The 14,445-nt window shown below is 65.6% G+C and carries 13 protein-coding genes and 1 pseudogene; 2 read left to right on the top strand and 12 right to left on the bottom strand.

What is annotated here, in order from left to right:
• Positions 1-3 precede the first annotated feature (3 nt).
• The 8 genes from ACFTZB_RS13140 to mmsB all read right to left on the bottom strand — a co-directional run bounded on the left by ACFTZB_RS13140 (position 4) and on the right by mmsB (position 8,576).
• A complete protein-coding gene (locus ACFTZB_RS13140) occupies positions 4-756 on the bottom strand; it encodes a GntR family transcriptional regulator (RefSeq protein WP_378432088.1) in 753 nt (250 codons plus the stop codon).
• A gap of 188 nt (positions 757-944) precedes the next feature.
• Positions 945-1,559, bottom strand: a complete 615-nt coding sequence (locus ACFTZB_RS13135; RefSeq protein WP_378432087.1) for a lactate utilization protein C — start codon at positions 1,557-1,559, stop codon at positions 945-947.
• 19 nt (positions 1,560-1,578) lie between these two features.
• On the bottom strand, positions 1,579-2,976 hold the full coding sequence (locus ACFTZB_RS13130; RefSeq protein WP_378432114.1) for a LutB/LldF family L-lactate oxidation iron-sulfur protein: 1,398 nt from the start codon (positions 2,974-2,976) through the stop codon (positions 1,579-1,581).
• A gap of 5 nt (positions 2,977-2,981) precedes the next feature.
• Positions 2,982-3,707 carry a (Fe-S)-binding protein gene (locus ACFTZB_RS13125; protein WP_378432112.1) on the bottom strand — a complete coding sequence of 242 codons (726 nt, stop codon included), beginning with the start codon at positions 3,705-3,707 and terminating at the stop codon, positions 2,982-2,984.
• Positions 3,708-3,751: 44 nt separating this feature from the next.
• Positions 3,752-4,957: a CaiB/BaiF CoA transferase family protein gene (locus ACFTZB_RS13120; protein ID WP_378432086.1), complete on the bottom strand. Its 1,206-nt coding sequence runs from the start codon at positions 4,955-4,957 to the stop codon at positions 3,752-3,754.
• Position 4,958: 1 nt separating this feature from the next.
• A complete protein-coding gene (locus tag ACFTZB_RS13115; protein ID WP_378432085.1) occupies positions 4,959-5,840 on the bottom strand; it encodes an enoyl-CoA hydratase/isomerase family protein in 882 nt (293 codons plus the stop codon).
• A 277-nt stretch (positions 5,841-6,117) separates the two neighbouring features.
• Positions 6,118-7,593, bottom strand: a complete 1,476-nt coding sequence (locus ACFTZB_RS13110) for an aldehyde dehydrogenase family protein (protein WP_378432084.1) — start codon at positions 7,591-7,593, stop codon at positions 6,118-6,120.
• A 98-nt stretch (positions 7,594-7,691) separates the two neighbouring features.
• Complete coding sequence (gene mmsB / locus ACFTZB_RS13105; protein ID WP_378432083.1) at positions 7,692-8,576, bottom strand: 3-hydroxyisobutyrate dehydrogenase; 885 nt, start codon at positions 8,574-8,576, stop codon at positions 7,692-7,694.
• Between the two features lie 98 nt (positions 8,577-8,674).
• On the opposite strand from mmsB, the gene ACFTZB_RS13100 reads away from it, so the two are divergent.
• On the top strand, positions 8,675-9,586 hold the full coding sequence (locus ACFTZB_RS13100; RefSeq protein ID WP_378432082.1) for a LysR family transcriptional regulator: 912 nt from the start codon (positions 8,675-8,677) through the stop codon (positions 9,584-9,586).
• Positions 9,587-9,637: 51 nt separating this feature from the next.
• Here the strand turns inward: ACFTZB_RS13100 and ilvC are convergent, their stop codons facing one another.
• The 4 genes and pseudogenes from ilvC to ACFTZB_RS13080 all read right to left on the bottom strand — a co-directional run bounded on the left by ilvC (position 9,638) and on the right by ACFTZB_RS13080 (position 12,922).
• The gene (gene ilvC, locus ACFTZB_RS13095) at positions 9,638-10,651 is read right to left on the bottom strand and encodes a ketol-acid reductoisomerase (protein ID WP_378432111.1); all 1,014 of its coding nucleotides are present in this window, start codon (positions 10,649-10,651) and stop codon (positions 9,638-9,640) included.
• A 692-nt stretch (positions 10,652-11,343) separates the two neighbouring features.
• Positions 11,344-12,363 (bottom strand): hypothetical protein, encoded by a 1,020-nt coding sequence (locus ACFTZB_RS13090; RefSeq protein ID WP_378432081.1) that lies wholly within the window; start codon positions 12,361-12,363, stop codon positions 11,344-11,346.
• A 2-nt stretch (positions 12,364-12,365) separates the two neighbouring features.
• Positions 12,366-12,773: pseudogene (locus tag ACFTZB_RS13085) on the bottom strand (tyrosine-type recombinase/integrase); the annotation flags it as partial.
• Positions 12,740-12,922, bottom strand: a complete 183-nt coding sequence (locus tag ACFTZB_RS13080) for a hypothetical protein (protein WP_378432080.1) — start codon at positions 12,920-12,922, stop codon at positions 12,740-12,742. The pseudogene ACFTZB_RS13085 and the gene ACFTZB_RS13080, both read right to left, overlap by 34 nt.
• A 221-nt stretch (positions 12,923-13,143) precedes the next feature.
• Between ACFTZB_RS13080 and ACFTZB_RS13075 the strand changes: the two genes are divergently transcribed.
• Positions 13,144-14,358, top strand: coding sequence for an amidohydrolase family protein (locus tag ACFTZB_RS13075; protein ID WP_378432079.1), 1,215 nt, complete (start codon positions 13,144-13,146; stop codon positions 14,356-14,358).
• Positions 14,359-14,445: the final 87 nt, after the last annotated feature.

Below are 14,445 nucleotides of genomic sequence, written 5' to 3'. Positions count from 1 at the left end.
CGATCAGTCACGGGCAGCGGCATTGACACGGTCCTCAGCGGGCATGACCTTGGCCAATTCCGACGCCGCGTGGTCGAGGTGCTGGCGCAATCTGGCCTCGGCCAGCTCCGGGTCGCCGGCACGCATCGCTTGCGCGATCTGTTCGTGCTCGTCCCAGGCCGAGGTGAAGACCTCCTTGACATGGAGGACCTGGACCATGGCACGTTCGACGGTCGACCACACCGGCATGATCGAACGGCGGAAGAACGAATTCTCGGTGGCGTCGAGAATCGACATGTGGAAGTCGCGGTCGGCTGCGAGGAGTTGCGCAGGACCATACGTCGGCACCAACGAACGGTGCGTCTCCACCACCTTCTCGATGGTGGCCAGTCCCCAGACCGGCTGGTGCTCGGCGACGTGTCGTACCGCGCGGGATTCGAGCGCTCCGCGTACCTCGAACACGTCGCGCAGATCGCGTTCGGTGAACTGGCGCACGGCGACCCCGCCCCCTGGTACTACCTCGAGGAGTCCTTCGGCCACCAACTCGGCGGTCGCGGTTCGGATCGGCATTCGGCTGACGCCGAGCTGCTTGGCCAGCTGTACCTGGTTGAGTCGCGATCCGGACGGAATCTCCCCCAGCGCGATGGCAAGCCGAAGTCGGTCCCGCACTCCGCGGACCAAGGCGGTGGTGTCGCGCGGGGGTAACTCACCGAGTACCGACTCCCCCAGCGCGAAGTCGCCCATCCCGGTGACGCCGTCGGCTACTTGCTCAGACATGATTGCCCCTCCGCTGTGTCACTGATCGCGGGTGGCGAGGCCTTCCGTCACCCCGACGAGGTCAGTGAGAGCGACCGCCCGGCTCGTTGGCGACAGACCCTCACGGAGGTGAGTATAGCGCCGATCGTGATACTGGATCCACAATCCACGGAACGGGTGTGCATCGCACCATTCCGGAAATGGCCTCCCTACGGCTCGACCAGCAGGACATCAAGTGTCCGTGGTCCGTGTACACCCTCGACCCGGTCGAGTTCGATGTCGCTGGTCGCGGACGGACCCGAGATGAATGTCAGCGGCCGGGTCGTGTCGAGGCGAGCGAGTGCCTCGGGCACGGTCGCGACGATCTGGTGCGCCTCGATGATGCACAGGTGGTAGTCGGGGACGAGGGTCAGCGCCCGACGGCCTTGAGCGGCGCCGGCGTCGAGGACGATGGTCCCGGTTTCGGCGATGGCGACAGCACAGCCGGTGACGACCCCGTCGACGGTGTCGAGCTCGGGGATCGTCAACGGCGCATCGTCAACCCACGTCACCTCCGGGCTGCGCCACGCGGTCGCCATCCCCGGTGGGGCAATGACTCGGGCGGCCCCGCGGCGGGCCAACGTCGCCGCAATCTCCCCTCGTACCTGCCCAGCAGGAACCCGTCGGACGTCGGCCTTGTAGTCGGCGATCCGCTCTTGTGCCAGAGCAAGGAGATCCGGGTACTCGCGGCTCATGTCGTAGTCGCGGGGAATGTCCCCCACCGCCGGACGATCGCTGAGCGCGTTGTGGATACGGCCGAGGATCGCGGTTCGGGCATCAGTCATCGGGACGGTCCTTCCGATTCTATTTCCACCAGGTTCGGAATGACTCGGCTGCCGGCATCGGCATGTCCCTGGTCGCCGTCCACCGGGAACCGGGAAACGGCAGACGGGAGACCTTTCCGTCTGAAGGGGCGAGCTTGGCGGCCGCTGCGCCCGCCCGCTGGGCGAGCGCGTATTTGCGGGGATCGGCGAACACTGACGCCATCGCGCTCATCGCGAGTGCTTCCGGGGAAGCCTTGCTCTTGTTGTCCACAGCGCGGGCGCGCAAGTGGGTGAGGACTTCGGGGATGTCGATGCGCACGGGGCATACCTCGAAGCACGCGCCGCACAGCGACGATGCGAACGCCAATGATGCCGCTTGCTTGTCGTGGGGGTCGTCGACCAGTTGCGGGGTCAAGATCGCGCCGATGGGGCCGGGGTAGACCGATCCGTAGGACTGGCCGCCGGTGCGCTCGTAGACCGGGCACACATTCAAGCATGCCGAGCACCGGATGCACCGCAGTGCCTGACGCCCTACAGGGTCGGAGAGGGTGGCGGTCCGGCCGTTGTCGAGGAGAACCAGGTGGAATTCCTGTGGTCCGTCACCGGGAGTGACGCCGGTCCACATCGAGGTGTACGGGTTCATCCGTTCCGCGGTCGACGAGCGCGGCAGCAGTTGCAAGAACACCTCCAGATCGCGGCTGGTGGGCACCAGTTTCTCGATCCCCATCACCGTGATCAGGGTTTGCGGCAGGGTCAGGCACATGCGGCCGTTTCCCTCGGATTCGACGACCATGATCGAGCCGGTGTCCGCGACGGCGAAGTTCGCTCCCGAGACCGCGACCTTCGCGGAGAGAAACTTCTCGCGCAGATGTCGGCGTGCCGCCTCGGCCAGAGCTTTCGGTTCCGCAGACAGGTCGGCGGGCGCTCCGGGCATCTTGTCGCGGAAGATCTCGCGGACTTCGGCACGGTTGCGGTGGATGGCCGGAACGAGGATGTGGGAGGGACGGTCGTCACCGAGTTGGACGATCAGTTCGGCCAGGTCGGTCTCGATAGCGGTCACGCCCCCCTCTTCGAGGGCTTCGTTCAACCCGATCTCGGCAGTCGCCATGGACTTGACCTTGACTACTTCGTCGGCGCCGGCAGCCCGAGTCAATTGGAGCACAATGGCATTGGCTTCTGCGGCGTCGCGCGCCCAGTGCACGACTCCTCCGCGGGAAGTCACTGCGGCTTCGAGCTTTTGTAGGTAGGTGTCGAGGTGCGCGAGGGTTTCGTCCTTGATCGCTTCGCCGGCGCGGCGGAGCCGTTCCCAATCCGGCACCTCACCGACCGCGGCGGCCCGCTTGTCCCGGATGGTGTGGGTGGCGTGGCGCAGGTTGCTCCGCAGCTGTGAGTCACCCAGTGCTTCGTGGGCGGCCTTGGGGAAAGTGGGAACACCCATCCAGGTCACTGGGTTACGTGCCACGGGTCCTCCTCGGTCGAGGCGAGAATGTCGGCCAGGTGCAGTGTGTGCACGCCGGTGCTCAGGCGCGAGAGGCCTCCGCCGATGTGCATCAGGCACGAGTTGTCTCCGGCGGTGAGTACTTCGGCGCCGGTGTTGAGGACACATCGCATTTTGTCGCTGAGCATGGCGCTCGAGGTGTCGGCGTTCTTGATCGCGAATGTGCCCCCGAATCCGCAACACGACTCGGCGGAGGGCAGTTCGATCAGGTCGATGCCGCGGACTGCTTTCAGCAGCGTCAAGGGGCGCTCGCCGACGCCGAGCATCCGCAACGAATGGCACGTGGGGTGGTAGGTGACGCGGTGGGGGAAGTAGGCCCCGACGTCGGTCACGTTGAGCACGTCGACCAGGAACTCCGACAGCTCGTACATGCGGCGGGAGAGCCCGTCGCCGACGGTGGGCAGCTTGGGGTAGATGTCGCGGACCATCGCGGCACATGATCCCGACGGTGCCACGACCGCGGTGTACCCGTCGAACACCTCGGCCATGCGGGCGGCGAGCCGGGTGGCGTGGTCGCGGTAGCCGGTGTTGAAGTGCATCTGTCCGCAGCAGGTCTGCTCGAGAGGAAACTCGATGGTGCAGCCGAGGCGTTCAAGCAGCCGCACGACGGCCTTGGCTGTATGCGGGTAGAGGGTGTCGGTGAGGCAGGTCGCCATCATGGCGACCCGCATCCCCGCCGCCGGCAACGATGTTGGACTCTCGTGCTGGGCGGCTGTCATTTGCCCGAACTCCACTGCACCGCTTGTTTTCCGGAGAGCATTTCGTCGATCCGCCGATCATCGTATCCGGCTTCGGAGAGGACCTCGCGGGTGTGTTCCCCCAGCAGCGGCGGTGGGCGGCGCAGCCAGTTCTTCTCGCTGCCGGTGATGTTGACCGCCTGCCCTAGGACTTTCATCGTGCCGAGTGTGGTGTGTTCGGTCTCTTGGACCATGTCCAGGCCCGCGGTGACGGGGTGATCGAGAGCCTGTGCGACCGTCAGGACCGGACCGCACGGAACGCCGGAGGCCGCGACGATGCGCAACCATTCGTCGGTCGACTTCGCGGCGAGGACGTCCTCGATGATGCCGCGCAGCTGACCGCGGTTGTTCATCCGGGCGGCGTTGTCGATGAATCGTGGGTCACTTTCGCAGGCCTGCAGTTCGAGCACCTCGCACAGCCGGTGCCACATCTTCTCGTTGCCGCAGGCCAGGGTCATGGCGCCGTCGGCGGTCTTGAATGTGCCCTGCGGGAACATGATGGGATGGTCGTTGCCGTCCTGACCGGGGACGACTCCGAGGCTGAGGTATTTTTGCGCCTGGTAAGAGAGCATGGTGAGCATGGACTGCATCAACGAGCCCTCGACGACGGAACCGACCCCGGTGCGTTCGCGTTCGTAGAGTGCGCCCAGCACACCGACCGCGCCGAACACTCCGGTGACCGAGTCCGCGACTGCGATGCCGACGCGCAGGGGGCCGGTCTCGGCGGTGCCGGTGATGCTCATCAGCCCCGACATCGCTTGGGCGGTCTGGTCGAATCCGGGCAGTTCCGCGCCTGGTGCGCGTTGCCCGAATCCGCTGAGCGAGACGTAGATGAGCCGGGGGTTGAGTTCATGGAGTTCCTCGGCGCCCAGTCCCATGCTGTCGGTGGTGCCCGGTTTGAAGTTCTGGACGAACACGTCGGCGGTCCGGATGAGTTCCTTGCATGCGTGAATGCCCTCCGGGGTGCGCAGGTCGAGGGCGATCGACCGCTTGTTCCGGTTGGAGGCCATGTAATAGACGCTCTCCCCGTCCTGGAACGGGCCGGATTGACGAGCGGGGTCACCGACGGGCAGGGTCTCTATCTTGACGACGTCGGCGCCGAGGTCGGCGAGCTGCATGGTCAGGGTCGGCCCGGACAGATAGCGGGTGAGGTCGACAACGCGGATTCCGTCGAGTGCAGCCATGTCAGTTCTCTTCCTGCTGGTCGAACACGGGTCGGCGTCCTTGCTCGAAGGCCGCCACCCCTTCCTTGAGGTCCTCGCCTTCGTAGGCTTCGATACTCAGCCGCGACAGCAATTCGGTATCCGCCGCGGTCAGGGCGCGCCCGTGCATGTCGGCGACCAGTTTGGAGGCACGCATGGTGACCGCTGACTGCCGGCAGATCTGTGCGACGAATCCAGCTGTGGCGGCGGTGAGGTCGTTCGTCGGAACGATCTTCTGCACCAGTCCCAGCCGTTGAGCGTCTTCGGCGTAGATCAGTTCACCGCTGAAGAGGAGGTATTTCAAACCCGCCGAGCCGATCAACCGGGCTGCCGCGGAGGCCTCGGTGTATCCGAGGATGACGCCGAGTTTGCCGATAGGGATGCCGAATCGGGCGTCCGCGGCCGCGATGCGGACATCGCATGCGGTGGACAGCTCGCAGCCTCCACCGACGGCCAGCCCGCGTATCGAGGCGATCACGGGGACGGGAATCGCGGCCACTGCGCGCAGGGTTTGGGCAACGAACTCGTTGTAGTGTGTGGCGTCGGCGGCGGTCATCCGGGTGCGGGGGAACTCTTTGATGTCGGCTCCGGCGGCGAACGCCTTCGAACCGGCACCCCGTATCACGACGGCACGCAGGTTCGGGTCACCGGCGAGGGCATCGAAGATCGCCTTCAGTCGCTGCCAGCTCGCCAATGCCAAGGCATTGTGGGCCTGCGGATGGCTCAGGGTGACTATGGCGATGGTTCCGTGCTGCTGGAGCGCGACACGATCGATCACGTCGGCCGCCGGCGGATCGGTGTCGAGCAGCTGCCTCAGCGCCGATTCCAGATCGGTCGCCATGGTCGACTCCTGGGTGATGGTCATGATGGGTTGTGCTTCCTCACTGTCGGGTGATCCACCCCAACAGCCGCTTTCGGCGGTCGGTCGGGGACGCTGTTCGCCTCACGCTGTGAACGTTCGGCGGTCGGAGCGGGGCGTGTTCGTCGGATCTGGAGAAGAGGGCGGGCAGAGGCGGGGAGGTTGAGCCCGCCTCTGCCCGTCGGCAGCCGGGCCTGGGTACCAGGTGCATGTCGGTTCAGGACTGACCGGCGGTCCGGCTCGTCGGCTGCGGCATCACCCACCCATCGCCGATGATGGGCTGTTAGTGGGTGGTGTCGATGGAGACGTGCTTGCGCTGGGTGAAGCTTTCGACCATGCCTTCGAGTGAGAATTCGCGGCCGATACCGCTGCGCTTGTACCCGCCGTAGGACTGACCGAGTACCTGGCCGCCACCCTGGTTGACCTGAACCCAGCCGGCCTCGATCGAATGCGCTGCGCGCAAGGCACGGCCGATGTCGTGGGTCCAGATGAAGGCCGAGAGACCGTAGTGGGTGTCGTTGGCCATGCGGATGACGTCGTCCTCGTCTTCCCAGGGGATCACGCACATCACCGGGCCGAAGATTTCCTCTTGCGCGATGCGCCACTCGTTCTCCACACCGACGATGACGGTGGGTTCGACGTAGTAGCCCTCCGACAGCGGTCCGGCGGTCGGCGGCATCCCGCCGGTGGCCGCGGCGGCGCTGCTGCGCTGCAGGCCGTCGTCGATGTACCCGCACACGCGGTCGAACTGCTTCTTGTTGACGATCGCGCCGATATCGGAATCCTCGTCGAGGGGGTCACCGACCTTGAGCTTGGACAGGTTCGCGGTGACCTTGTCGACGAAGGAGTCGAGGATGCTCTTGTGGACGAACAGGCGCGAGCCGGCAGTGCAGGACTGGCCCTGTCGGACGAACCGCATGCCGGTGATGGTGCCCTGTGCCACCCAGTCCTCGTTCGCATCCGGGTAGACGATCTGGGGGTTCTTCCCGCCCAGCTCGAGGGAGACCGGCAGAATCCTGTCGGCGGCGGCGGACATCACCCGCGAGCCGACCGCGGTGGATCCGGTGAACGAGAGCTTCCGCACGTCCGGATGGGTGATCAGCGCTTCACCGGCTTCGGTACCGTAGCCGACGATCACGTTCAGGACGCCTCGGGGGAGGAATTCGTTGGCGATCTTGGCGATTTCGAGGACGGCGAGGGGTGCGTCCTCGGCGGCCTTGAGTACCAGGGTGTTTCCGGCGGCAAGTGCGGAGGCGATCTTCATCACGGCCAGCTGAACCGGGGCGTTCCAGGGGGTGATCGCGCCGACGACGCCGAGCGGCTCCCGGCGCGAGTAGTCGAGGACCGTGGCGTTGAGCGGGATGGTCTCGCCCTTGACCTCGCTGGCCACCGAACCGAAGTAGCGGAAGACGTCGATGGCGAAGTTCACCTCGCCGCGGGACTGGGTCCGCAGGGCGTTGCCGTTCTCGACGGAGATGATACGGGCGATGCGTTCGACGTGCGGTTCGAGGGCATCGGCGATCTGCTGAAGCAGGCGGCCCCGTGCGCGGGGTGCGGTGTCTCGCCAACCCGGGAATGCTCTGCCGGCGGCGTTGACCGCGTCGGCGATGTCCTTCTCCCCGCCGCGGGGCACGCGGGCGATCACCTGTCGGTCTCGGGGGCTTTCGACGGGAATCCATTCGTCGTTTCGGGCGCCGACCCACTGGCCGTCGACCAGATTCAGATACTCGTTCGCAAGTTCTGCCGTTACTGTCGCCATGTGCTTGATGCTTTCCGTGTGTGCTGAGTGGTCGTGTGAGGCCTGTGGGCGGGTGCCGACGTGTTCGGTACGTCGAGGGCACCGGCTACCCGGTGCAGTTACTTGAGTCCGACCTTGCCGATCACCGCGGAGGCGTCGAGGTGGCCGTCGCTGGCTGCCAGTTCGTCGAGCTTGTCCTTAGCGCCGCGCCCGACGACCAGTTCGACTCCGGCGCTGTCGGCGGCGGTCGCGGCCAGGCCGAGGTCCTTGGCCAGCAGTGCGGCCGCGAATTTGGGGGCGTAGCCGTTGTCGGCGGCGCTCCCCTCGACGAGTCCGGGCAGCGGGCAGAAGTTGTGCAGTGCCCAGCAGTCACCCGATGAGGTGCTCAGGACGTCGAACAGTTTCTGCGGTGCCAATCCGAGCCGTTCGGCGATGACGAACGCCTCGGTGAGGGCGACCAGGCTGCTGCCGAACACCATCTGGTTCACCGCTTTTGCGACCTGGCCGGAGCCGGGTCCGCCGGTGAGGACGGTGCGCGATCCCATCGCCTCGAACAGCGGCCGAACTTTCTCCACGGTGTCGGCGGCGCCGCCGATCATGAAGGTCAACGTTCCATTCTGGGCGCCGGCCAGACCGCCGGAGACCGGCGCGTCGAGGACGTCGATGCCCAGCTCGACACCACGCTCGTGCAGATCGCGTGAGGTGGGTACGTCGATCGACGAGGAGTCGATGACCACGGCGCCGGGGGCCAGGACGGTCAGCGGTCCGTCCGCGACCAGCAGCGCCTGTCGGACGTGATCACCCTTGGGGAGCATGGTGATCAGGACATTGACGTCGGTGGCGGCCTCGACCGCAGACGAGGCGACCTTGATCCCGTCCTCGACGGCGCGGTCCCGGGCGTCGGCGACGACGTCGAATCCCTTCACATCGTGGCCGGCCTTGACGAGGTTGGCGGCCATGGGCCGTCCCATCGTGCCCAGTCCGATGAACCCGATCGTGGTCATCTGATCCTGCTTTCGTAGTGGTTTCGGTGTTGCAACTCACTATCGGGTGGGGATGCACGCACAAACAAGAAGGACTCGTGCATATCAACTGTGCAAAGATGCACAGTGTGAACCTCGAAGATCTCCGCTATTTCCTGGCTCTGACGCGGTACGGGAAGCTCGCCGTGGCCGCTCAACGTCTCGGGGTCGAACACACCACGATCCGCCGACGGGTGACCGCTCTCGAGAAGGATCTCGGCACCCGGCTGTTCGACAAGACGCCGGGGGGCTGGATTCTCACCAGCGCGGGCCAGCGTCTTCTGCCCTACGCGCAGCGGATCGAATCGGAGTCCGATTCGGCGCAGGCCGCCATCAGCGACCGTAAACACAGCCCACAGGGAACGGTGCGCATCGTGGCCACCGACGGCTTCGGCGGTACCGTCATCGCTCCCGGCCTGGCCCGGCTCCGCGCCGAGCATCCCGCGATCGAGGTCGAACTGGTCACCACCAGCCACCTCCTCAGCTACGGCGTCGGAGAGTTCGATATCGCGGTCACCCTGCACCGGCCGGAGCGACCGGGGTTCAAGATGATGCCCCTGTGCGACTACGACCTAAGGCTCTACGCCAGCCCGCAGTACCTGGCTACCCATCCCCCGATCACCGACCCCGACGACCTCGCCGCACATGACATCGTCTGGTTCGTCGAATCCTTGCTCGACCTCCCGGAGTTGCAGAGCGCCGAAGATATCGCCGCCAAGGCGAACATCGTCTTCCGGACCACGAACCTGTTCGCCCAACTCGAGGCAGCAGCCAGCGGTATCGGATTGGCACTCGTCCCGTGTTTTCTCGCACATTACGACCAGCGCCTGCGGCCGGTGCTGCACCAGCAGGTCCGCGCCCAACGCAGCTTCTGGATGGTCGTGCCCGCACGTCTGCTCAACACCGAGCGCGTAACCACGGTGTGCGATCACCTCACCGACACCGCACGTCGAGAGCGTGCCCGCCTGGTGCCCGATCCTCAAACCGACTAACCGACACAGGGGGGGATACGGAGGACTACGTCCGCCCGTACCCCCTGCGGGCTATACCGTTTCGGTGATCGGCCGGTCGACCCACGACATCAGGCCCCGCAACTTCAGACCGACTTCCTCGATACCGTGGGCCTTGCCCTCTTCGCGCAAGCGCAGGAACTCGGGACGCCCGTGGTCGTCCTCGGCGATCCATTCCTTGGCGAAGCTGCCGTCCTGGATCTCGCCGAGGATCTTCTTCATCTCCGCCCGCGTGGCGTCGTTGACGATCCGCGGACCACGGGTCAGGTCACCGAATTCACAAGTGTCACTGCAGGAATAACGCTGCCGGGCGATTCCGCCCTCATACATGAGATCCACGATGAGCTTGAGCTCGTGCAGCACCTCGAAGTACGCAATCTCGGGCTGATAGCCGGCGTCGACCAGGGTGTCGTAACCGGCCTGGATCAGCGCCGAGGTACCACCGCACAGCACGGCCTGTTCGCCGAACAGGTCGGTCTCGGTCTCCTCCGCGAAGGTCGTCTCGATTACCCCCGCCCGAGTTCCACCGATCGCCTTGGCGTACGACAGACCCAGTTCGAGCGCCTTCCCCGACGCGTTGCTCTCGACGGCAACCAGGCACGGCACCCCGTGGCCGTCGGCGAACTGCCGACGCACCAGGTGGCCGGGGCCCTTGGGCGCGATCAATCCGACATCAATCCCGGCCATCGGCTCGATGTAGCCAAAACGCACGTTGAAGCCATGGCTGAAGAACAGCGCATCGCCGGGCTGCAGGTTGGGCGCGATGTCCTGCGCGTACAACGATCGCTGCACCGTGTCGGGCGCCTGGATGGAAATGACGTCCGCCTCGGCCGTCGCTTCGGCCGGGGTGAGCACGCGCAGACCTTCCTCCTGCGCCTTGACCCGGGACTTCGATCCCTCCAGGAGACCGACACGCACGTCGACACCCGAATCACGCAGGTTCAGCGCGTGCGCATGCCCCTGGCTGCCGTAGCCGATGACGGCGACTTTCCGCCCCTGGATGATTCCCACATCGGCGTCGTCGTCGTAATAGATCTTCGCTGCCATAACTTCCTTCTTCTCTATTGCCACGTGGAGCGACGCGGTCACACAACGATGAGTTGCGTCATGATCTGTCGTCGGGATAAGCCGGGTCGCACGGCCGTTCCACGACTGTCACTCCTGAAGACATTCACAAGGCCGTCGGCATTCGAGCGGGCTTGTGGACCACCACACCGAGGCGTGGATCCAGGATACACAGATTGCTCCGGGTAACCAAGGATTCGCCTGGATTCGTCTACCCCGCCTCATAGGCGTAGCTAAACCTCGCGGCTCGCCCGTTCGATGCGTCATCGCTCCGAGCCCGCCTGGGTCAAGCTGTTTGCGTGCTGCGGCATACAAACAGCAGTTCACCTCTTTAGCTAAGGCGAAGCGCACCCGTCTGCGGCACCCGGTTATCGCGGTCGCCCAGCTGTACTTGACGACGCCATTCGACTGTTTCGATACCGGACTGATTTGCAACCCCAACGCGCACCCGTAACGGGTACGACCTGCGGAGCCGCAATCTCGCCATCCACCGGCCAAGGCCCGCGGCGCCGACCGGCAACATCCCCTTCATTGCGGTACGCCCGGACACCGGACCGGCCAGTCAGGAAACCCCGGACCACATCAACGAGCCGATCCGAGACAGCCGGAATACTGATGATGCGAGGTGAGGACTGGCTGACTCACGCCAGCGAGTCTCGGCTTCGTGCACCGCGTTAATCAGCAGTGGGCTGGTCGAGCAACAACAGCAGATCCGCGAGGATTTTGTCGGCTTCGTCTTCGATGCCGTCGAGGATGTCGGTAACGTCCTGGAGGTGGGTGTGGGCTCCTCGTCGGGCGGCAATGCCGCGTTCGTAGTAGCCCTGGTCCAGCTCGATGTTTACCACGAACGGGACTGATGCGTCCTCGCCTGACTTCGTCGTGAGCTGCCAGGTCCGAGGCCGCTTATGCGCTGGCGCCTGCCCGGCAAGGTGCGCCCGGACCAGGGCGGCGATGGAGTGCCCGGTCAGCGGAGTCGGATCGTAGGGGGTGTGTCCCCACCGGTCGATGGGTGTGAAAAGTGGCTGTTCGTCGCGGCGTGCACTGTCCGCGAACACCGATAGGCTCGCACCTTTATCGAGGCGGCCGGCGAGAAGCTTGGCGCTCGGATACCGGTCCAGGAAGCCGAGCACCTCAATCCAATTCCGATACACAACAACAGGTTCGACACCAGATCTGGCGGTGACACGCACCCAGCCCTCGGCCGCCCTGAGGACGAGCGCGTCGCGCTCGGCGGTGATGTCGGTGCGCCGCAGGCGGGCGATCTCCTCGAAACCCAACCCCGCTGCGGCCAGGGTGAGGATGAGGGCGTCGCGTCGGCCGAACAACCCGCCCGGCCACCCGGTCACCGGAATCCGGGGCACCACCTGCGCCACCCGCTCCCCGACCCGGGCCAGCCGGTCCGCACGGGTGGTGCTGAGTAGCTGCCGGATCGCCTCCGCGCGGCCCGGGGCCGGCAACCCGGCCCTGGTGTGGACGGCATTGATCGCGGCGACCCGGCGACGCTGAGTTCCGTCGGCCGCGGGGTGATCGGCGAGAAACTCCGCCAACACCGACGGAGGTGCGGGCAACGCCCGGTGGTCGCACGCGGTGCACCAATCCGAGAACAACGCCCAGTCGTACCGATACCGGCGCGGCACTACCGGATTCGGACTGTTACCCACCGATGGTGTGATGGTGGCGGAGTCGACGTACATGCTCAGAGGCCGATCTCAGTGACGGCGTTTCCGACGAGGGGTGCGTGTTCGCGGGCGTAGAGCTCGACCATCGCGGGCGTGGCATGTCCGGTCTGCCGCATGATCGCGTGTGCGTCGGCGCCGTTGCGGAACGCCTGGGTGACGAACCCGGCCCGCAGCGAGTGCCCACCGAGCTGCGCGACGACGTTCTCGTCGTAGCCGGCCGCGGCCGCGCGGCGGCGGATCGCCGAATGCACCGACGCCCCCGACAGTGCGGTGTCGGACAGATTGCCGTTCTTGGCGATCGCCCGGAACAACGGCGCCCGGGCCCGCATCCGCGGCAACCCCGTTCGGCAGACATGATGCTCGAACGGTGGGGTGGTGCGCAGCAACCGGATCACCCCGGGGCGGGCGGCGAGATCGGATGCAGCTCCGGGCCCGTGCACAGGGCACGGGACAGCGGATGGAACGGGTCCACCACCGCATCCTGGTCGTCGACCCGGACACGCACCAGCAGATACGACCACCGCGCCGACGTGTCGGCCGGATCCGTCAACGGGCGGGTTTCATGACGCGCCACCGCAGCAACCGCACCGGTAGCGGTCACCTTCAGTCGCAGTGACAGCCCACCCGGATATGCGAACCCCGCGTGCCTGGCATCCGCGTTCCTGTGCATGGGTGCTGAGCAGGTGTTTCACCCGGTGGGTGGGCGTGCGCCGGAAAGTGATGGTTGACACAGACCCTAGTTGATGTAGATCATCTACAGGAACTCTTACTGAGTCAGGAAAGGATTGTGGTGCCATGAGTAAGTACCGAGTTATCGACACTGATACCCACCTCATCGAGCCGGCGGATCTGTGGACCGAGCGCCTGCCGAAGGCGTGGGGCGCGGACGTTCTGCACGTCAAGTGGGATGAGAAGAGTCAGTCGGATCTGTGGTTCTTCGACGATCAACCGCTCAAGGGTGCGTGGACGTGGGCGAACTGGAACTGGAAGAACTTCAACTCCGAACTGCACGACGGTAGCGGCCCCACCCGCCTCGACGAAGCCCATCCGGCCACCTACGACGTCGACGAGCGCGTGAAGTTCATGGACGACCAGGGCTTCGAGATGCAGGTGCTGTACCCGAACCTCGCCGGATTCGACTGGAAGCCGTTCGTGCAGCACCCCAACCGGAACCTGGCGATCGCGCACCTGGCCGCCTACAACGACTTCCAACTCGAATGGGTGGCCAAGTACCCGGGCCGGTTCATCCCCATGATGGTGATCCCGTACTGGGATGTGGCGGCGTCGGTCGCGGAGATCGAACGCCTCGCGGACTCCGGCTTCGGCGGCATCGTGACCACCGGTGCACCGCACGAGCACGGTCAGGCGCCCCTGGGCAGCCGCAAGTGGGATCCGCTGTGGAAGGCATGCGAGGAGGCGGGGCTGTCGGTCAGCTTCCACACCGCCAGCGGCGACTTCCGCGAGATGCTCAAGCACGACGACGACGACGGACTGGTCGGCGGTGTTCGAGTCGCCGCCGACGGACCTCACATCTACCTCGCCAACGCCGTCATCGTCAGCGACCTGCTCGTGTCCGGAATCCTCGCCCGATTCCCGACCCTGCAGTTCGTCTCCGTGGAAAGCGGAATCGGCTGGGCCCCCTTCGTTCTCGATGCCCTTGACAAACGGTTCCAGAAGAACGGCGTGTTCCGCTCGCACCCCGAGTTCGGTGACATGCTCCCCAGCGACTTCTTCAAACGGCAGGTGTCGCTGAACTTCTGGTTCGAACAGCTCGACGACTACCACATCGAAACGCTCTCGCTCAAGCCGCTGATGTTCGAGACCGACTTCCCCCACCCCACCAGCTTCCACCGGCCCACTCTCGAGGAAAACATCGAACTCGTCCTCGGCCGCCAGCCCGAAGAGGTCCGCCGCGCTGTCCTGTGGGACAACGCCGCCCGCCTCTACGGCAAGGCCATGGAGAAGCAGGGTGTCAACCCCAGCCAAACCGTCGCCGGCGTGACTGGCTAACCACACCCCGCACCACCAAGAAGAGCCGGGCGCTCTGGGGCACTCCACCCGCACCCGACGGTGCCCCAGAGCGCCCACCCCACCACC

Origin of the sequence: Rhodococcus sp. NPDC057014 (assembly GCF_042673295.1) — a bacterium.
In the GTDB taxonomy this organism is placed as follows: Bacteria; Actinomycetota; Actinomycetes; order Mycobacteriales; family Mycobacteriaceae; genus Rhodococcus_F.
This window is presented reverse-complemented; position numbering and strand designations above follow the sequence as displayed.

Excerpts from the sequence above, each read along its gene's own strand:
- ACFTZB_RS13140 (WP_378432088.1), bottom strand. The coding sequence starts at position 756 with ATGTCTGAGCAAGTAGCCGACGGCGTCACCGGGATGGGCGACTTCGCG.
- ACFTZB_RS13120 (WP_378432086.1), bottom strand. The coding sequence starts at position 4,957 with ATGGCTGCACTCGACGGAATCCGCGTTGTCGACCTCACCCGCTATCTG.
- ACFTZB_RS13090 (WP_378432081.1), bottom strand. The coding sequence starts at position 12,363 with ATGTACGTCGACTCCGCCACCATCACACCATCGGTGGGTAACAGTCCG.
- ACFTZB_RS13135 (WP_378432087.1), bottom strand. The coding sequence starts at position 1,559 with ATGACTGATGCCCGAACCGCGATCCTCGGCCGTATCCACAACGCGCTC.
- ACFTZB_RS13100 (WP_378432082.1), top strand. The coding sequence starts at position 8,675 with ATGCACAGTGTGAACCTCGAAGATCTCCGCTATTTCCTGGCTCTGACG.
- ACFTZB_RS13110 (WP_378432084.1), bottom strand. The coding sequence starts at position 7,593 with ATGGCGACAGTAACGGCAGAACTTGCGAACGAGTATCTGAATCTGGTC.
- ACFTZB_RS13075 (WP_378432079.1), top strand. The coding sequence starts at position 13,144 with ATGAGTAAGTACCGAGTTATCGACACTGATACCCACCTCATCGAGCCG.
- ACFTZB_RS13125 (WP_378432112.1), bottom strand. The coding sequence starts at position 3,707 with ATGCGGGTCGCCATGATGGCGACCTGCCTCACCGACACCCTCTACCCG.
- ACFTZB_RS13115 (WP_378432085.1), bottom strand. The coding sequence starts at position 5,840 with ATGACCATCACCCAGGAGTCGACCATGGCGACCGATCTGGAATCGGCG.
- ilvC (WP_378432111.1), bottom strand. The coding sequence starts at position 10,651 with ATGGCAGCGAAGATCTATTACGACGACGACGCCGATGTGGGAATCATC.
- mmsB (WP_378432083.1), bottom strand. The coding sequence starts at position 8,576 with ATGACCACGATCGGGTTCATCGGACTGGGCACGATGGGACGGCCCATG.
- ACFTZB_RS13130 (WP_378432114.1), bottom strand. The coding sequence starts at position 2,976 with ATGGGTGTTCCCACTTTCCCCAAGGCCGCCCACGAAGCACTGGGTGAC.